Annotated in this window: 16 protein-coding genes and 1 riboswitch; of the genes, 10 read left to right on the forward strand and 6 right to left on the reverse strand. The window is 56.0% G+C overall.

Features of this window, described 5'->3' with window-relative positions; all coding sequences use genetic code 11:
• Positions 1–61 precede the first annotated feature (61 nt).
• The 5 genes from zupT to ACQG1K_RS19080 all read left to right on the forward strand — a co-directional run bounded on the left by zupT (position 62) and on the right by ACQG1K_RS19080 (position 5,999).
• A complete protein-coding gene (gene zupT, locus ACQG1K_RS19060; RefSeq protein ID WP_022649430.1) occupies positions 62–835 on the forward strand; it encodes a zinc transporter ZupT in 774 nt (257 codons plus the stop codon).
• 266 nt (positions 836–1,101) lie between these two features.
• Positions 1,102–1,662, forward strand: coding sequence for a fimbrial protein (locus tag ACQG1K_RS19065; protein ID WP_022649431.1), 561 nt, complete (start codon positions 1,102–1,104; stop codon positions 1,660–1,662).
• 76 nt (positions 1,663–1,738) lie between these two features.
• Positions 1,739–4,183 (forward strand): fimbria/pilus outer membrane usher protein, encoded by a 2,445-nt coding sequence (locus tag ACQG1K_RS19070; protein ID WP_367075014.1) that lies wholly within the window; start codon positions 1,739–1,741, stop codon positions 4,181–4,183.
• Positions 4,184–4,192: 9 nt separating this feature from the next.
• Positions 4,193–4,954, forward strand: a complete 762-nt coding sequence (locus ACQG1K_RS19075; RefSeq protein ID WP_367075012.1) for a fimbrial biogenesis chaperone — start codon at positions 4,193–4,195, stop codon at positions 4,952–4,954.
• Positions 4,938–5,999, forward strand: a complete 1,062-nt coding sequence (locus ACQG1K_RS19080; RefSeq protein WP_058646834.1) for a type 1 fimbrial protein — start codon at positions 4,938–4,940, stop codon at positions 5,997–5,999. Before ACQG1K_RS19075 ends, ACQG1K_RS19080 begins: the two co-directional genes overlap by 17 nt.
• Before the next feature lie 44 nt (positions 6,000–6,043).
• Here ACQG1K_RS19080 and ribB read toward each other — a convergent pair whose 3' ends face one another.
• Positions 6,044–6,697: a 3,4-dihydroxy-2-butanone-4-phosphate synthase gene (gene ribB, locus ACQG1K_RS19085; RefSeq protein ID WP_426721054.1), complete on the reverse strand. Its 654-nt coding sequence runs from the start codon at positions 6,695–6,697 to the stop codon at positions 6,044–6,046.
• 105 nt (positions 6,698–6,802) lie between these two features.
• Positions 6,803–6,953, reverse strand: a riboswitch (FMN riboswitch).
• Between the two features lie 120 nt (positions 6,954–7,073).
• Between ribB and ubiK the strand changes: the two genes are divergently transcribed.
• The gene (ubiK, locus tag ACQG1K_RS19090; protein ID WP_000566823.1) at positions 7,074–7,370 is read left to right on the forward strand and encodes a ubiquinone biosynthesis accessory factor UbiK; all 297 of its coding nucleotides are present in this window, start codon (positions 7,074–7,076) and stop codon (positions 7,368–7,370) included.
• Positions 7,371–7,484: 114 nt separating this feature from the next.
• Here the strand turns inward: ubiK and hldE are convergent, their stop codons facing one another.
• From hldE to ACQG1K_RS19105, 3 genes are read right to left on the reverse strand one after another with little or no spacing between them, the layout of a single operon-like run.
• Positions 7,485–8,915 (reverse strand): bifunctional D-glycero-beta-D-manno-heptose-7-phosphate kinase/D-glycero-beta-D-manno-heptose 1-phosphate adenylyltransferase HldE, encoded by a 1,431-nt coding sequence (gene hldE / locus ACQG1K_RS19095; RefSeq protein ID WP_367075009.1) that lies wholly within the window; start codon positions 8,913–8,915, stop codon positions 7,485–7,487.
• Positions 8,916–8,955: 40 nt separating this feature from the next.
• Positions 8,956–11,811, reverse strand: a complete 2,856-nt coding sequence (gene glnE / locus ACQG1K_RS19100) for a bifunctional [glutamate--ammonia ligase]-adenylyl-L-tyrosine phosphorylase/[glutamate--ammonia-ligase] adenylyltransferase (RefSeq protein ID WP_367075007.1) — start codon at positions 11,809–11,811, stop codon at positions 8,956–8,958.
• Between the two features lie 21 nt (positions 11,812–11,832).
• A complete protein-coding gene (locus tag ACQG1K_RS19105) occupies positions 11,833–13,134 on the reverse strand; it encodes an inorganic triphosphatase (protein WP_367075005.1) in 1,302 nt (433 codons plus the stop codon).
• A 237-nt stretch (positions 13,135–13,371) separates the two neighbouring features.
• Here ACQG1K_RS19105 and ACQG1K_RS19110 point away from each other — a divergent pair, with 237 nt between their 5' ends.
• Complete coding sequence (locus ACQG1K_RS19110) at positions 13,372–13,992, forward strand: TIGR04211 family SH3 domain-containing protein (RefSeq protein WP_001303390.1); 621 nt, start codon at positions 13,372–13,374, stop codon at positions 13,990–13,992.
• 60 nt (positions 13,993–14,052) lie between these two features.
• Positions 14,053–15,294 carry a multifunctional CCA addition/repair protein gene (locus tag ACQG1K_RS19115; RefSeq protein ID WP_367075002.1) on the forward strand — a complete coding sequence of 414 codons (1,242 nt, stop codon included), beginning with the start codon at positions 14,053–14,055 and terminating at the stop codon, positions 15,292–15,294.
• 13 nt (positions 15,295–15,307) lie between these two features.
• Here ACQG1K_RS19115 and bacA read toward each other — a convergent pair whose 3' ends face one another.
• Both bacA and folB read right to left on the reverse strand, forming a co-directional pair.
• Positions 15,308–16,129 (reverse strand): undecaprenyl-diphosphate phosphatase, encoded by an 822-nt coding sequence (gene bacA, locus ACQG1K_RS19120; RefSeq protein ID WP_003862545.1) that lies wholly within the window; start codon positions 16,127–16,129, stop codon positions 15,308–15,310.
• Positions 16,130–16,227: 98 nt separating this feature from the next.
• Complete coding sequence (gene folB, locus ACQG1K_RS19125; RefSeq protein WP_023306975.1) at positions 16,228–16,605, reverse strand: bifunctional dihydroneopterin aldolase/7,8-dihydroneopterin epimerase; 378 nt, start codon at positions 16,603–16,605, stop codon at positions 16,228–16,230.
• A 107-nt stretch (positions 16,606–16,712) separates the two neighbouring features.
• Here folB and plsY point away from each other — a divergent pair, with 107 nt between their 5' ends.
• Positions 16,713–17,327 (forward strand): glycerol-3-phosphate 1-O-acyltransferase PlsY, encoded by a 615-nt coding sequence (gene plsY / locus ACQG1K_RS19130; protein ID WP_022649440.1) that lies wholly within the window; start codon positions 16,713–16,715, stop codon positions 17,325–17,327.
• Positions 17,328–17,418: 91 nt separating this feature from the next.
• Entirely contained in the window at positions 17,419–18,885 is a 1,467-nt protein-coding gene (locus ACQG1K_RS19135; RefSeq protein WP_426721051.1) for an MFS transporter, read from the forward strand.
• Position 18,886 lies beyond the last annotated feature (1 nt).

An 18,886-nucleotide genomic window follows, 5' to 3' on the forward strand; every position in this document is an offset into this window, starting at 1 on the left:
AGATAACCGTGAAGATCATCATCAGGAAATTTGAATGCCAGATATCGCTTAAGGAGAATGCATGTCAGTACCTTTGATTTTGACCTTACTTGCGGGCGCCGCGACCTTTATCGGTGCGTTCCTTGGGGTACTCGGTCAAAAACCCTCTAATCGCCTGCTGGCCTTCTCGCTGGGTTTCGCCGCCGGGATTATGCTGCTTATCTCGCTGATGGAGATGCTGCCCGCCGCGCTTCACGCCGAAGGGATGTCGCCTGTTCTGGGCTATGGCATGTTTATCATTGGCCTGCTGGGTTATTTTGCACTCGACCGTATCCTTCCTCACGCGCACCCGCAGGATCTAATGCAAAAAAGCGTTGCCCCCATCCCTGGCAATATCAAACGCACGGCCATTCTGCTGACGCTGGGTATCAGCCTGCATAACTTTCCGGAAGGTATCGCCACCTATGTCACGGCCAGCAGCAACCTGGAAATGGGTTTTGGTGTCGCGCTGGCCGTTGCTTTGCACAATATTCCTGAAGGACTTGCCGTTGCCGGGCCCGTTTATGCCGCCACGGGTTCAAAACGTACAGCTGTCTTTTGGGCGGGTATCTCCGGGATGGCTGAAATTCTCGGCGGCGTGCTGGCGTGGCTGATCCTCGGTAGCCTCGTATCCCCGGTTGTAATGGCTGCAATTATGGCTGCCGTGGCCGGGATTATGGTCGCGCTCTCTGTCGATGAGCTGATGCCGCTGGCAAAAGAGATCGATCCCAACAATAACCCAAGCTACGGCGTGCTGTGTGGAATGTCAGTGATGGGGATGAGTCTGGTTCTGCTACAAACGGCAGGTATTGGTTAAGAATTAATGCCTCCGTTTCATACGGAGGCATTATACTATTCAAAATAACAATCCTATATATTTACCCTATAATAACTCACCAAATATAAACCCATTAGAATTTCAAAAAAAGGCGTCTCTTAAGATAGCCTGAAAATATTAATTAAAAGCACCTACAAATATATTTAAGTCACGTTAATCGCGTATTCCCACCCCAATCCGTATACTTTGCAAGTATTCTGAAATTAATATTCACATTATGAATCACTCTGAAAAAGGATATTTCCATGTATATGGGTAAGAAATTACTGTTAGCAGCGGCTATGGCTGGCATTGTGTCGGGTTCTGCTTTTGCTGAAGATCAAGGCTCTGGCAAAATCAAATTCAAAGGTGTTGTTATTGACGCACCGTGCAGCATCGCACCAGACAGCGTTGATAAAGAAGTCGATCTGGGTGAAGTGACTACGGCCGTTATCAACGCCAACAAAAAATCCACGCCGGTTCCGGTCGATATTAATCTGGAAAACTGCCAGCTTGACGATCCGGCAGACGAAACCGACACGCCAATTACCAAAGTGGATGTGACCTTCACCAGCGCAGCGACAGACGCGACAGACACCAGCCTGATGAGTAACACCTATGCAAGTGGTGCGCAGAACGTGGGTGTACGTCTGCTGGATAATGCGGAGGCTGCTATCACGCTGGGAGAATCCAACGAGGTTGAGTTGCTGGCAGGATCAACCACCCAGACGCTGCATTTCAAAGCGGTTATGGAAGTCCCCACGGGTAAAACTGCGACGGCAGGCCAGGTTGAAGCCACGGCTAACTACGTCCTGTTGTACAAATAATTCTGTTACGTAACAGTTTTAGCCGACTGGTAATTCATGCCGGTCGGCATCCTTTATATATTCGAGTAACAGGATGATGACATACAAATTACAATGGATAATCATCATTGCATCCCTGTTAATGACGAGACTTACCTCTGCCACTGAATTTAATATAAACGCCATCGATAAAGATCAGCGCGGCAGCGTCGATTTATCACGTTTTAAAGATCAAATATCGGTTACGCCGGGAAGCTATTTCGTTACGGTTTCAGTTAATGATATTCCGCTGGCAAATGGCTGGCTCCTTCGCTGGAGAGAAATAAATAACGCGGTTCAGGTGTGTATTCCTCCCGAACTGGCCGATACATTTGCGTTACAGGATGAGGTTCGTCACGCTTTGCCAGAAAAAGAGGGATGCGTTGATTTCGCCGCCAGACCAGACATCAGATTTACGTTTGAGCAAGATAGCCAATCCCTGAATGTGACGATCCCCCAGGCATGGCTGCAATACCGTGCGGTGGACTGGATGCCGCCATCCACCTGGGACAACGGCGTGCCGGGCGTACTGCTGGATTACAATCTTTTTGCCAGCCATTATCAGCCCAATAGCGGCAGCAGCAATAATAACACCAATACCTATGGCACCGTCGGTGCGAACATGGGCGCGTGGCGCCTGCGAAGCGATTACCAGTACACGCGAAGCGATACTGAAGCAGGCTCAGAGCAGGATGGCCGTTTTTCACGCGTATATATGTTCCGCCCTCTGCCCTCAATCGGAGCGAAACTGACGCTGGGTGAAACGGATTTCCAGTCCGCAATTTTTGACGCCTTTACCTATACCGGCGCATCGCTAATCAGCGAAGAACGTATGCTGCCATGGTCGCTGCGCGGCTATGCCCCGCAGATTACCGGGATAGCGCAAACCAACGCCACGGTGACCGTAAGCCTTGCCGATCGCGTGATTTACCAAAGTAAAGTGCCACCAGGCCCGTTTGTTATTCAGGATCTTAACCAGTCGGTTCAGGGCACGCTGGACGTCAAAGTCACGGAAGAGGACGGCCGCGTCAGCACCTTCCAGGTCTCTGCCGAGTCCGTGCCGTTTTTAACGCGCAAGGGTCAGGTTCGCTACAAGTTCGCGGCGGGTAAAGCGCGCCAGGGTGCCTCCCATGACGTCGAAGATAACGCCTTCATGAGCGGCGAATTTTCCTGGGGCGTGCTGTCACACACCTCCCTGTATGGCGGCACGCTGACCGATGGCGACGGTTATCGTTCCGTCGCTGCCGGGATCGGCCAGAATATGGCCTGGCTGGGGGCGCTCTCTTTTGACGTCACGCAGGCCACCAGCCAGCTGCCACACCAGAGCAGTCAGACGGGTTACAGCTATCGCATTAACTACAGCAAGCGTTTCGATACCACCGGCAGTCAGCTTACGCTTGCCAGCTACCGCTACTCAGACCCCCAGTTTTTGAGCTACGCCCGCTACCTTGATTATGACGACGGTGACCGCCAGTCGGAGAAACAAACCCTGAGCGTGACGGCAAGCCAGTACATTTCAGCGTTATCCCTGAACCTGTACGTCAACATGCTGCGTCAGACATGGTGGAATGATTCACCTTCCACGACCGGCAGCATCACGGCGGGCTACAACTTTGATATGGGCCGCTGGAAGAACCTCGGCGTAACCCTGTCCTGGAGTAAAACGCATTACGATGAGGAAGACGAAAGTGACGATACTCAGTTCTATCTCTCGCTCAGCGTACCGCTCGATCCCGACCATCGTCTTAACTATGACCTGCGTAACAGCGACACGCTGAGTCATAACGTGTCGTGGTATGACACGTCGGATCGCAATAATACCTGGGGCGTTTCCGCAGGCGCGGAGAGCGGAAAGCCAGATTCCGGCGCGCAGGTCAGCGGGAATTATCAGCATTATTCTACGTACGGCGATCTCAATCTCTCAGGCAGCTATAAAGCTGACGAATATAACTCCCTCAGCGCGAGCTGGAGTGGTTCCTTCACCTCAACGGCGAAAGGCGCCGCGCTGCACCGGCGAAGCTACGGTAATGAACCTCGTGTGATGGTCAGCACCGACGGGGTAGGCAATATCCCGCTGAACATGTCGCGAGATGAGACCAACCGTTTTGGCATCGGCGTTTTACCGTCATTCTCCAGCTATTCTCCCTCCAGCGTGCAGGTCAATCTGAACAACCTCCCTGATGGCGTGGACGTAGACAACCGCGTCGTGACCTCAACCTGGACTGAGGGAGCCATTGGTTATCGTCAGATTGCCACGCGCGCAGGTAAGGACGTGACAGGCGTTCTGCGAATGTCATCAGGAGCGCCACCTCTCGGGGCGATTGTTCGCCTGGAAGCAAGCAATTTGCAGGTTGGGATGGTGGCCGATGAAGGCCGCGTCTGGCTGGCCGCCGTTGAGCCAGAACAGCAGTTTCGCGTGACATGGGGCGACAACCAACAGTGTCGCTTCTCGTTACCTTCTCACTTAGAAAACAGTATGCAGTTGATACTGCCGTGTCAGTAAGAAATCATCATGAAATTAACGCCGTTTAAAAGCCTGTGCCTGATGCTAACCAGCACAGCATTTGCTACCCACGCAGCCATTAATCTGGACCGCACGCGCATTGTTTTTCCAGAAAGCGACAAGGCCAGCAGCCTGAAAGTGGACAACCAGAGCAAGGTGCTGCCTTATCTGGCGCTCTCCTGGATTGAAGATGAAAAGGGACAAAAAGAAGATACGCACTTTATGGCGCTTCCCCTTATTCAACGTATCGAAGCGGGCACCTCGTCGCAGATAAGGATTGTTAAACAAGCCGCTACTCGCCAGCTGCCAGGAGACAGGGAATCGCTGTTTTATTTCAACCTGCGTGAAGTACCGCCAAAAAACACCAGCGCCAGCGAGGAGCGCAGCGTGATGCAGGTAGCAATGCAGAGCCGAATTAAGCTGTTCTGGCGTCCAGAAGCGATTAGCAAAAAATCCGGCGAACTGACTGAAATGCGAATGGAAATTTCCGCCAACGCGAAAGGGCTCACGGTCCACAACCCTACGCCGTACTACATCACGCTGGCGTGGCTGAGCAAAAATGCTAAAACCATGCTGCCGGGTTTTGACAGTCTGATGATTGCGCCTTTCGCCACGGCAACCGCGTCTACCGGCGATTACCATGGTAGTTATTACAGCATCGGCTATATCGACGATTACGGTGCACTGAAAAAAGTCGACGTGCAGTGCACCGGAACGGCGCAATGTAAACTTACCGAACGGAAAATCGATAAAGATGCGAAAGCTCGCTAGTGTCCTGCTTACATTGCTGCTTTCAGCGCTGCCTTTGGAAGATGCGATGGCGCTTAACTGTTATCTGGGTGGCTCTGGCGGTTCCGTCGAGGAGACAAAAACGATCTCCCCCTTTGCCATACCCAGCAACGCCCAAATTGGCCAAAAAATATGGGAGTCTGATGACATTAGGATTCCGGTGACGTGTGACAACAACGTCTCGAGCAATTTTAAGCCGGAAGATGTCTTTGCCTGGGTAAATCCTTATCCTACCGCAACTGATCCCTATTATGAGCTGGGCGTCACCTATGAAGGTATAGATTACGATGCTACAGGTCAGCCCAACGGCGTGGATACCCGCCAGTGTCTGGACAACAATAACATCACTATTTACACCCCTGCTCAAATCCGCCAGATGGGTTGGGAGAATCGCATTTGCTCTGGTAATCCGGATGATATCCATATTTCGCGCACGTTCGTCGCCCGATTACGACTTTTCGTGAGAATAAAGGCTGTGCCGCCGCATGGCTATGTCAGTTCGCTCAGCGATTACATCGTTGTGCAATTTGACGGTAAGGGTGGCGTTAATCAGATGGCCGACGCGAAGAACCTGAAGTATCACATCAACGGGCTGCAAAACATTACGGTACTGGATTGCGGGGCGACGTTTAGCATTTACCCTGAGAATCAGGAGATCGACTTCGGCACCTTCAGTGCGCGCGACATTGTGAATCAGCAGAAGCGTATTCGCACGTTTTCAATTCGAACCACCAAAGTGCAGGATGCCCAGTGCTCGGACGGATTTAAGATGGACTCGTCATTTTACACAACCGAAACGCTCAGCGCAGACGACACCGCGGTACTGATAGGGAATGGGTTAAAGCTGCGTATTCTTAACGGAACGGAGCCTTACACATTCAACCAGTACAAGGAATACGCCGATTTTACGGGCGATATGATGAATCTTGAGCAAAACTACACGGCTGAACTTTCGCGGGATGAAGGAAAAGCGATTCAGTCCGGGCCGTTTGAAACCGTGGTACTGTTCAAAATTAACTACCACTAGAAACAAAAAAGCCGGGTTTCCCCGGCTTTTTCACATCAGCATGTTCAGCTGGCTTTACGCTCATGCGCCCGGCGGTATTCAACCAGATCTTCAATCGTCACCACTGGCATATTGTGCAGACGCGCAAAGGTGATGCACTCCGGCGCGCGCGCCATGGTGCCATCATCGTTGGTCAGTTCGCACAGCACGCCTGCGGGTTTGAAGCCAGCCAGCGTCACCAGATCGATGATCGCTTCGGTATGACCACCACGGGTCAGCACGCCGCCCGGCTGCGCGCGCAGCGGGAAGACATGACCAGGGCGGTGCAGATCGGAGGGTTTTGCACCATCAGCAATCGCTGCACGCACGGTAGTCAGGCGGTCAGCCGCCGACACCCCGGTGGTGACGCCATGTGCCGCTTCAATGGTCACGGTGAAGCCGGTACCAAAGGCGCTTGTGTTGTTTTCAACCATCATCGGCAGATCAAGCTGCTGGCGACGGTCTTCGGTGATGCACAGGCATACGATGCCGCTACCGTGACGGATGGTCAGCGCCATCTGCTCAACGGTCATGTTCTCGGCGGCAAAAATCATGTCGCCTTCGTTTTCACGGTTTTCATCGTCAAGCACCATCACACCGCGGCCTTCGCGCAGTGCATCCAGTGCATGTTCAACACGTTGAGTTGAAGTGCCAAAAGAGGAAAGTAGCGTCTGATTCATGGTAAAAAAACCTCATTAACTTTATGGTTACCAGAATCAGGGCAGTCTTAGGAGCGCCGTACAAGCGGCAAAAAAATAACGTGAGCGGGCCTTGCCCGACTGGATCGTTACTCTCTCCCATCCGGACTCTAACCGTCGGCCCCGGAATTACACCGGATCTGCTGACCTTTGAGAATTCACCCAAAGCGCTCGCGGGCTTTCAGCGTTAAGCTGATTTACCGCCGGTGGGGAATTTCGCCCCGCCCTGAGAATAAGCGAGATAACTATAACGCTATTGATTACCCTGGGCAATGCATAAGCTTCAAACAATTTTGTTTAACCCGCGGCATGACGCGCTACAATAGGCACTAACACCTTTTCATCAAGGGAAACGACAATGATTGACCCAAAGAAAATTGAGCAGATCGCGCGTCAGGTTCATGAGTCCATGCCGAAAGGTATTCGTGAGTTTGGTGATGACGTTGAGAAGAAAATTCGCCAGACGTTGCAGGCACAGTTGGTTCGCCTTGATTTAGTCAGCCGCGAAGAGTTTGACGTGCAGACGCAGGTGCTGCTGCGCACCCGCGAGAAGCTGGCGCTGCTGGAACAGCGTCTGAGCGAGCTGGAGAGCCGCAATGCGCCGGAAGAGGTGAAGCCAGCGCCAGCTATTCCACCGGTGGACGACCAGGCATAGTGCGGCCTGTTGTGCCCGGTGGCGGCTACGCCTTACCGGGCCTACATGAACGCGTAGGTCGGGTAAGGCGCAGCCGCCACCCGACATAAAAAAACGGGCCAACTGGCCCGTTTTTTACTGACTGTCTTTCTGGATCTTCTTAATGATGTTGGTGGTTGAACACCCGTCCTCAAAGTTGAGCACCATCACTTCACCGCCATTCGCCCAGACCTCTTCGCTACCTGCGATTTGCTCTGGTTTGTAATCACCGCCCTTCACCAGCAGGTCAGGCAGAATTCCGGCAATCAGGCGCTGCGGGGTGTCTTCTTCAAATGAGACCACCCAGTCCACCGCTTCCAGCGCGCCGAGCACTATCATGCGCTGCTCCAGCGGGTTCACCGGACGCGTTTCACCCTTCAGTCGTTTGGTTGAGGCATCGCTGTTGACCGCCACAATCAGGCGGTCGCCCAGCTTGCGCGCATTCGCCAGATACGAGACATGACCCGCATGCAGGATGTCGAACACGCCGTTCGTCATCACCACTTTTTCACCGCGTTTGCGCGCGGCGGCAACGGCCACTTTCAGCTCGTCTTCGGTCATGACGCCAAAGCCGGTATCCGCACGCCCACGCACCGCATTTTCCAGCTCGATTGGCGAAACGGTGGAGGTTCCGAGTTTACCGACGACCACGCCCGCCGCGGCATTCGCGAAGTAGCACGCTTCTTCCAGGGAGTTCCCCGCCGCCAGCGTCGCCGCCAGCACGCCAATCACCGTATCACCGGCACCGGTCACGTCGTACACTTCCTGCGCCTGGGTTGGCATATGCAGCGGCGCCTTGCCCGGTTGCAGCAGCGTCATGCCCTGTTCGGAACGGGTCACCAGCAGCGCAGACAGCTCGAAATCAGCGATGATTTTCATGCCGCGCTCAACCAGCTCTTCTTCAGTTTTGCACTTGCCCGCCACCGCTTCGAACTCAGAGAGGTTGGGCGTCAGCAGGGTTGCGCCGCGATAGCGCTCGAAATCGGTGCCTTTCGGGTCGATCAGCACCGGAACGCTGGCTTTGCGCGCCAGCTGGATCATGGTCTGCACGCTCGCCAGCGCACCTTTGGCATAATCAGACAGCACCAGCGCGCCGATATTACCCAGCGCCTGGCTAATACGCTCGTGTAGCGGCTCAGGATCAACGCCTTCGAATCCTTCTTCGAAATCGAGGCGGATCAGCTGCTGGTTACGCGACAGGATGCGAAGCTTGGTGATGGTTGGGTGGGTCGGAACAGAAACGAAGTCGCACTTCACGTTCACGTCCGCCAGCGACTGACTCAGGGCACGCGCCGCATCGTCAATGCCGGTCAGGCCCACCAGACGCGAATGCGCGCCCAGCGAGGCTATGTTCATCGCCACGTTTGCCGCGCCGCCTGGACGCTCTTCAATGGTGTCGACCTTAACTACCGGCACCGGCGCTTCCGGAGAGATACGGCTGGTCGGCCCATACCAGTAGCGATCCAGCATCACATCACCGACAACCATAACTCCAGCACGTTCAAACTCTGGCAGTGTTACTTTCATTCCTGACTCCAGAAAGATTCACAATTTGCGCGCGATAATATCACACTTGTTTTGTTACGCACGGTTCCACCAGCCACTTCTGCCAGCTTGTGGTCACCTGCGCGCGTTCATCGGTGAAACCGTCCAGCGCCACATGGCCCGGCTGTTCCTGTAAGGCCAGATGGTGCAACTCATCACGCAGCGTGGTGTAGGCGCGGGTTAATGCCTGCGCCTCCTGCTCATCCATAATGTCGTTCTGCGCCAGCAGTTCCAGTATGCGCACGTTATCCGACCAGCGGGTCAGCTTCGGCTTATCGTGCGCGTGCAACAGCACCAGATACTGAGTGATAAACTCAATATCGGTAATCCCGCCCTCATCAGCTTTGATATCAAAGCGATCGCGATGTTTGTTGCCAAGGTGCGCGCGCATTTTCTCACGCATTTCCCGCACTTCGGTTTGCAGCGTACAGCCATCGCGCGGGGTCGTCATGACCGCCTTGCGGATCGCATCGAACTGCGTTTTGAGCTGCGGATCGCCGTACACCACGCGGGCGCGCACCAGCGCCTGATGCTCCCACGTCCAGGCTTCGTTCTTCTGATAGTCGGCAAAAGCCTCCGTGGAGGTAACCAGCATGCCTGCCGCGCCGGACGGGCGCAGACGCGCATCCACTTCATACAGAATGCCGGATGAGGTGCGAGTGCTGAACAGGTGCATGATGCGCTGGGCCAGGCGCAGGTAGAACTGCCGCCCGTCGATTTCACGCTCACCGTCGGTCATCACGTCAACCGGACAGTCGTGGAGGAAAATCAGATCCAGATCGGAGCTGTAGCCCAGCTCCCAGCCGCCCAGCTTGCCGTACCCCACCACCGCAAAACCGCGGCCTTCACGGTCAGCTAGGTGCTTCGGCTGCCCGTAGCGGGCCACCATCTGCACCCACGCCTGGTGGACCACCGCGTCGATGATCGCTTCCGCCAGCCAGGTTAAGTGATCGCTCACTTTCATTACCGGCAGGGTACCGGCGATATCTGCCGCCGCCACGCGCAACATCTGTGCCTGCTTAAACTGACGCAGCGCCTCAAGCTGTTGCTCTTCGTCCTCTTCCGGCACGCGCAGCAGATACTGACGCAGCTCGTCGCGGTAAGCATCCGTCGCCGTCGGCTGATAGAGCGTATTCGGGTCGAGCAGTTCGTCGAGCAGCAGCGGATAACGCGCCAGCTTGTTCGCCACCATCGGGGAGGCGGCGCAAAGGGAAATCAGATGCTTCAGCGCGGCGGGAAACTCACTTAACAGTTCAAGGTAGGTGGTACGCGTGACGATCCCGCTCAGGAGCGGCATCATGCGCGACAGCGGCACCGGCGCATCCTCGCGGGAGCAGACATCGCTCAGCAGATGCGGCATCAGATGATCCAGCACCTGCCGACCGCGCGGGCCAATGGCGCGTTTGTTCAGTTCGAGACGGAAATCAGCAATCAACGCCACCACGCGATGGCGGGCATCGTCGCTTAAGTGCGCCAGCACCGGCGTGGTGTCATCTTCCTGAAGCGCGTCCTGCCACAGTTCGCGCCAGTGCTCGGAGAGCGCATCGTCCTGCGATTCACTTTCGTCGTCGCCGATCAGATCGTTAAAGATGCGGCGCACGCCCGCCATATGCGCTTCCAGCCGTTCCGTCAGCGCTGCCCAGTCATCCACCCGCATCCCCCAGGCCAGACGCGCCCGGTTCAGCTCATCGCCCGGTAACGTCTGGGTCTGTTCGTCGTTGATACTTTGCAGCAGATTTTCCAGACGACGCAGGAAGAGATAAGCGTCACGCAGCGTTTGCGCGTCGCCTTCCGGCAGCAGATGCAGCTGATCGATAGCGCTGAGCGTCGGCAACAGCGAGCGGGATTGCAGAGAAGGTTCACGCCCGCCGCGTATCAGCTGGAAGACCTGGACGATAAATTCGATCTCACGAATACCGCCCGCGCCGAGCTTGATGTTGTCCTTCAGGCCACGGCGACGCACCTCGCGGGCAATCATCCCTTTCATATTTCGCAGGGACTGGATAACGCTGAAGTCAATGTAGCGGCGGAACACGAACGGGCGCAGCATGGCGCGCAGCTCGTTGGCGTAGGCATCGTCGCTGTCGCCCATGATCCGCGCTTTGACCATCGCGTAACGCTCCCAGTCGCGCCCCTGCTCCTGGTAATAATCTTCCAGCGCGGCAAAGCTCAGCACCAGTGGCCCGCTGTCGCCAAACGGACGCAGACGCATGTCCACGCGGTAGACAAAACCATCCTGGGTGGGCTGATCCAGCGCCTTAATCAGCCGCTGGCCGAGGCGGGTAAAGAACTGGGCGTTGTCCAGCTCGCGACGACCGCCGCGCGTGGTGCCGTTCTCCGGCCAGGCAAAAATCAGGTCGATGTCTGAGGAAAAATTGAGCTCGCAGCCGCCCAGCTTGCCCATCCCCAGTATCAACAGCGGTTGCGGAACCCCGTCTTCGCTGCACGGCGTGCCCCACTCTTTACAGCAGGCGGCGTAGAGCCAATCCCGCGCGGCGACGATCAGCGTCTGCGCCAGCTCGCTCAACTGCTGCAAGGTGCTCTCTTCACTCACCAGCTCCAGCGCCTGCGCCCAGGCAATGCGTACCATCACCCGGCGGCGGAACTGACGCAGAACGCGCATCAGCGTGGGTTCATCTGCCACCTCTGCCAGCGCGGTTTGCAGCCAGCCAGCATAATGCCGCCACTCGTCAGCCTGCGGCGGCGCGCTTTCCAGCGCTGCCAGCCAGTCCGGGTTAGCGCTGACGCTCTCCTGCACAAAATCACTGAACGTGAGCACGCTTTTCGCCTGCTCGCTTAACGATGACGCGGGTAACGACTCAGGCAGGCGTTCACAAACGGTCTGCCAGTGCTGCTGTAACTGCGAAGAAAGCGGCATATCAGGGGTTCCTTGCCAGAATTAACGTTTTCCGCTGTGCAGCCAGTACGGATCCTGCGAAATGGCCTCGTTGCGGAAATGCTCGATCTCAATCTGCTGACGGGTCTCGATGGCATGCTTAAGCCCCTGCCAGTTCTCCAGCCAGGCCTGCGCCTTCACGCCCTCATACGCACCTGACAGCAGCAACATGCTGTCGATGTTACGCGCCAGGCGGGGAAGCTGATCGCCATACTGGTCGCCCAGCGGATGCGCGAAGGTGGTTCGCAGCTCGGCCGCGTGACGGGAGAGGTGGATATCCGCAAAACGTTTGAAGTTTTCCGCGATTTTAGTCTGCCCTTTCGCATCGAGGAAAATGCGCCAGCCGCGCGTCACCAGAAATTCGGTCAACGCCAGTTTCGCGCTGGCGTTTTGCGAGCTGTAGATCGCCGTTTGTGCCGACACGTCAGAAAGCATCAGCGTTTCGGTTTGAGTGAGCAGATCACGTAAGTGAGCGCTGGCTTTACGCGGTACAATGCCGCCAAAGAGCGTCAGGGTATGACGCACCAGCCCCATAGCGGCCAGCACCTGTTTTTTGGCATTTTTCACGTTACGCGCCCACAGCTCCTCGTGGTACTGCCACTGAGAGAGCGCCAGCTCCAGCGCCGCTTCCATGCCCTGCTCAACGGAGGCTTTCGGCACAACGCGCAGAATCGGGGTTTCTCGCAGCACGCGCGGCGCATTCCCGGCGGCCAGGTGATAGCCGCGTGCCGCTTTACTCAGGCTGCCCTGACGCAGGCCAGGCTGGTTCACCAGCTTGTGCGCCAGCTTCAGCACATCACTCGCCTCGCCTTCCAGCAGTTCAAGCTCCAGCTCGCAGATCGGCTCCTGCTCTTCATCAGCCTTAATTTCACCCCGATCAAACGCGATCTCAATGCGGCTCTTGCCTTCCGTCACCAGCCATTTCTCGCGCCAGAAATCGGTGCTGAACAGCGGTTGCGCCTCTGCCGACAGCGTTGCGGGCAGCATCCCTTCCGGCCACACTTCCGCCGGAAAACGATCCAGCTCAAGTTCTGGCTTACTGATGTCGATATTGTATTCCGGACGCTGGTGTAAACCGCCCACCACGCGACCGGCGATTTTCATCGTCATCTCGTAGCGCCCGTTCGCACCCCGGATGCGCAGGCCCATATCATGGTTGCGCAGCCAGTTGTCCGGCGTTTCGTAATAGATGTTGAGCAGCTGTACGGGTTCATGGTGCTCGCCGGACAGCGTATTCAGATGCTGGCGGAGCGCGTCAGCGCTGTCTTTTTCGACGATAAACTTTAATTCGATCTCTTGTGCCATAGCCTTGTACTTTTGCGTGCGTCACAGACGCGTCGATGAAGGCGAACTTCCTCGCCATTTGTTTGTCAGTACATAGTATTTTGCGCCAAATTGCCACGCAATGAGCAATTTGACGGGCGTAAAAGTTTAAAGCGGTGGAAATCATGACACAGATGATTCCGATTGATGATGAATCCTTTGCGTAGCGACACTGATACCACTACTATCGTTCCACTTTTTATGAAAATAACGACTGATATGCTTAAATTACGCCTGATTGGACTTACTTTACTCGCTTTTAGCGCCGCAACCGCGGTCCACGCTGAAGAGAAACGTTACGTTTCTGATGAACTGAATACCTGGGTACGCAGCGGCCCTGGAGACAATTATCGCCTCGTGGGTACGGTAAATGCCGGCGAGGAAGTGACTCTGCTGCAAACCAATGCAGACACCAATTACGGTCAGGTTCGTGACAGCTCTGGTCGCACCTCATGGATCCCGCTGAAAGAGCTGAGCACGGTGCCAAGCCTGCGCACCCGCGTGCCGGATCTGGAAAATCAGGTGAAAACCCTGACTGACAAGCTGAACAACATCGACGGCACCTGGAACCAGCGCACCGCAGAGATGCAGCAGAAAGTGGCGCAAAGCGACAGCGTGATCGCCGGCCTGAAAGACGAAAATCAGAAGCTGAAAAATGAGCTGATCGTCGCACAGAAGAAAGTAAACGCCGCTAATCTACAGCTGGATGACAAACAACGCACCATCATCATGCAGTGGTTTATGTATGGCGGCGGCGTACTGGGTGTCGGTCTGGTGCTGGGTCTGGTGCTTCCTCACCTTATCCCAAGCCGTAAACGTAAAGACCGCTGGATGAACTAACTCGTCTTCTCTGCCACACTTACGTATCATCTTGCGAAAAGAGAAAACGGGAGTGTTGGCGTGAAGAGTTATCTGGTCGGTGGTGCGGTACGTGATGCGTTATTAGGTCTGCCGGTCAAAGATAAAGATTGGGTCGTGGTCGGTGCCACGCCCGAAGCGATGATTGACGCGGGCTACCAGCAGGTAGGCCGCGATTTTCCTGTGTTCCTCCATCCGAAAAGCCGCGAAGAGTACGCCCTGGCGCGTACCGAACGGAAATCGGGTTCCGGTTATACCGGCTTCACCTGCTATGCCGCGCCAGATGTCACGCTGGAGCAGGACTTAATGCGCCGCGATCTCACCATTAACGCCCTGGCGCAGGACGAAAACGGACATATCATCGACGCCTACGGCGGCCAGAACGATCTGCGCGATCGTCTTTTACGCCATATTTCCCCCGCCTTTTCTGAAGATCCGCTTCGCGTACTGCGCGTGGCGCGTTTTGCCGCCCGTTATGCCCATCTGAGCTTCCGTATCGCCGACGAGACGATGGCGCTGATGACGGCCATGACCGACGCGGGCGAGCTGGAACACCTGACGCCAGAACGCGTCTGGAAAGAGACCGAAAACGCCCTGACCACCCGCAACCCACAGGTCTTTTTCCAGGTTCTGCGCGACTGCGGGGCGCTGAAAGTGCTGTTCCCGGAAATAGACGCGCTGTTTGGCGTGCCCGCCCCGGCGAAATGGCACCCGGAAATTGATACCGGCATTCACACCCTGATGACGCTGAGCATGGCCGCTATGCTCAGCCCTGAAGTGGACGTGCGCTTTTCCACCCTCTGCCATGACCTCGGCAAAGGTTTAACGCCAAAGGAGTTGTGGCCACGCCACCACGGGCACGGTCCGGCTGGCGTAAAGCTGGTTGAAGGGCTTTGCCAGCGCCTGCGCGTGCCGAATGACATTCGCGATCTGGCAAAACTGGTCGCCGAGTTCCACGACCTGATCCACACCTTTCCGATCCTGAAACCCGCCACCATCGTCAGGCTGTTCGATAACATCGACGCCTGGCGCAAGCCGCAGCGCGTGGAGCAAATTGCGCTGACCAGCGAAGCGGACGTGCGCGGCCGTACCGGGTTTGAAGCGTCCGATTATCCGCAGGGTCGTTTGCTGCGCGAGGCGTGGGAAATCGCAAACGCGGTGCCAACGAAAGAGGTGGTGGAGGCAGGGTTTAAAGGCCCGGAGATCCGCGAAGAGCTGACGAAACGGCGGATTGATGCGGTTGCGGCGTGGAAGGAAAAACGTTGCCCTCAGCCGAAAGACTGAGGGCGGTCGGTCATCAGAAGAAGACCACGTACACGGCAGCCGCGACGATAAAGCGGTAGATCGCGAACGGAATAAACGAGATACGCTTAATCAGTTGCAGGAAGGTTTTGATGGCAATCAGCGCCACGATAAAGGCGGTGATAAAGCCCACGGCGAACATCGGAATGTCGCCTACGGTCAGGAAGCCGATGCTTTTGTAGAGATCCAGTGCGGTGGCGCCCATCATCATCGGTACCGCCAGCAGGAACGAGAACTCAGACGCCGCGTAACGGCTCACGCCCATCAGCATCCCGCCGGAAATGGTTGCCCCTGAACGGGAGAAGCCCGGCCACAGCGCCAGACACTGGAAGCAGCCAATCATAAACGCCTGGCGATACGTCATATCGTCCAGACCTTCTGCACGCGGAGTTTTTGGCTTCAGCACTTCGGCGGCAATCAGCAGGAAGCCGCCGACAACCAGCGCGTACATCACGTTAATCGGGTTGAAAAGCGATTTTATGGTGTCGTGGAACACCAGCCCCAGCACCACCGCCGGGATCATCCCCAGCAGAATATGAATCAGCGTCAGGCGCCCCTTGCCCTCTCCTTCACGCTGCGGTAAACGCCCGAAGTGGATGCCGATCAGACCAAACAGACGACGCCAGAACATGACGACCACCGCCAGAATAGAGCCCAGCTGAATCACCACCTCAAACGTCTTTGCGGTATCGCCTTCAAAGCCCAGGAGATGGCCAACGATAATCATATGGCCCGTACTGGACACCGGCAAAAACTCCGTCAATCCTTCGACCACACCCAGAATTGCCGCTACCAGCAGCGAGTGCATATCGCTCATCTATAAACCCCTAAAAAGATATAAAAAAACGGTGTCCCACGCGGACAACCGTGAAAGATACAGCTTTAAGACCGATATAACCTAAATTGGTTTAGCTATTATGACGTTAAATCTTTTCCTTTCAGATTTGTGCCACGCTCGATAATCACGCCCACGTTGGCGGCGCGCGCCACCGCGCCCGGCTTGCTTAGTTTGATGCGCACCCACGGGGAGTTAAATTTGCTCAGTAGCAGGTCCGCTACCTCTTCCGCCACGCGTTCCACCAGCGCAAAACGTTGTCCTTCCACGTGGCCGATGACCGCTTCACTGATGTCGGCGTAGCTCAGACAGTCATTCACATCATCGCTTTTTGCTGACTTGCGGTTATCCCAGCCCATTTCGATATCGAACACCAGTTTCTGCTCGATGGTCTGTTCCCAGTCGTAAACACCAATTGTGGTGATTACCGAAAGTTGCTCTATAAATACAATATCCATCACGACCTGCCTGCTTTTTGGCTAAACCGGATACCACTTCCGGCGAATTATGCGTATTATCCACAGATGCTGAGAATACAGATACATTTTCAAAACGGAACAGCGTTATGAGTGCAATCGCGCCTGGAATGATTATCCTCGCCTACCTTTGCGGCTCAATCTCCAGCGCCATTCTGGTCTGCCGCATCGCCGGGTTGCCTGACCCGCGTGAAAGTGGTTCCGGGAATCCGGGGGCGACCAATGTACTACGAATTGGCGGCAAGGGAGCAGCCGTAGCGGTTTTGATTTTTGATGTTCTGAAAGGAATGCTCCCCGTCTGGGGTGCGTATGCGCTGGGCGTCACACCCTTCTGGCTGGGGCTGATTGCTATCGCCGCCTGCGTCGGCCATATCTGGCCCGTTTTCTTTGGTTTTAAAGGCGGTAAAGGCGTTGCAACCGCGTTTGGCGCGATTGCGCCGATCGGCTGGGATCTCACTGGCGTGATGGCGGGCACCTGGCTGCTGACCATCCTGCTGAGCGGCTATTCATCGCTGGGCGCCATCGTCAGCGCGCTGATCGCTCCGTTTTATGTCTGGTGGTTCAAACCGCAGTTTACCTTCCCGGTATCGATGCTCTCGTGCCTGATCCTGCTGCGTCATCATGACAACATTCAGCGCCTGTGGCGTCGCCAGGAAACCAAAATCTGGACGAAGCTCAAGCGTAAAAAGAAAGACGCTCAGTAAACCGTTCGTTATGCCTTATAACCAAATGTGATTTTTGTCCCCTTCTGCCTGTGGTAACTGTTAGGTACACAACACAACCACATAAAAGAAAATGGCAGAAATCACAGACACAACTCCCCTCCCAACGGCAGGAAACACCCCGGATGGCGACATCAAGTGGGTACGCAGCGCATCGGACGTTTCACGTCTCGTTAATGACGGCTCTCAGGGCCGGGCCAATGCCCGCATCGTGGTCGGTATCGCGCTCGGGGGAATTTTTCTCGATGCCTACGATCTCGGCGCGCTGGCATTTGGCATCAAAGACATCACCCGCGAATTTAACCTGACGCCCGCTGGTACCGGCATGGTGGCTTCAGCCATTACCTTTGGTGCCATTGTCGGGGCGCTGCTTGGCGGCTATCTTACGGATAAAATCGGGCGCTACCGCGTCTTTATGGCCGACATGGTGTTCTTTGTCGTCGCCGCTATCGCCTGTGCGCTGGCTCCGAACGAATATGTGCTGGCGGGCGCGCGCTTTGTGATGGGTCTTGGCGTCGGGATCGACCTTCCCGTGGCGATGGCGTTTCTCAGCGAGTTCGCCAGGCTGAAAGGCCCGGGGAATAAAGCCTCCAGCGTGGCAATGTGGTGCCCCACCTGGTATGCGGCCATCAGCATCTCTTATCTTCTGGTGCTCTTCTTCTACGCCGTGCTGCCGGAAGGCCACAGCGACTGGCTCTGGCGTCTGATCCTTGGCTTCGGCGCGGTGCCCGCGCTGGTGATTATCGCCATCCGCAGCCGCTATATGAGCGAATCCCCGGTCTGGGCGGCGAATCAGGGCAATCTGAAAGAGGCGGCGTCCATCCTGCGGCAGTCGTACAACATTAATGCCCACGTGCCGCAGAATGCGCTTGACCAGCCCGCGCCGGTGGTCAATAAGGCAAAATGGTCGAACTACCTGAATCTGTTCAGCGGTATCTACCTGCGGCGTACCACGCTCGCCACGCTGCTATCGGTTGTCTCCTCGTTCGCCTATAACGCCGTAGCCTTTGGCCTGCCGGTGATCATTTCCAGCTTCTTTGTGCAGTCGATGCTGACCACCATTCTGATCTCGCTGGCGCTTAACCTGCTGTTTGCGTTTGTCGGCGGGCTGCTGGCAGTGCGCTATGTTCCGCGCTTCGGCGCGTGGCGAATGTCACTGGCGGGTTACGCCTGCCAGCTGGTGGCGCTGCTCGGTCTGGCGCTGATTGGCCGCCCTGACGGGGCCACGGAAGGCGTGGTCGCCGTCGCGATGCTGGCGCTGTTCCTGTTTGGCCAGGGTTTTGGTCCGGGTGCGCATACCATGACGTTTGCCTCTCTGAGCTACCCGACCTCGCTGCGCGGCGTGGGCGTGGGGCTTAACCAGACGCTGATGCGCAGCAGTTCAACGCTGTCACTGTTTCTGTTCCCGCTACTGGTCGCGTCGCTGGATACCGCTGTGTTCTGGGTGATTGCGCTGGCGCCGTTTATCGGCCTGGTATCGCTGCTGGCGATCCGCTGGGAGCCGTCGGGGTATGATGTGGATGCAGAGGATTATCGCTAGC

Origin of the sequence: Enterobacter cloacae complex sp. 402C9 (assembly GCF_050030745.1) — a bacterium.
Taxonomy (GTDB): Bacteria; Pseudomonadota; Gammaproteobacteria; order Enterobacterales; family Enterobacteriaceae; genus Enterobacter; species Enterobacter intestinihominis.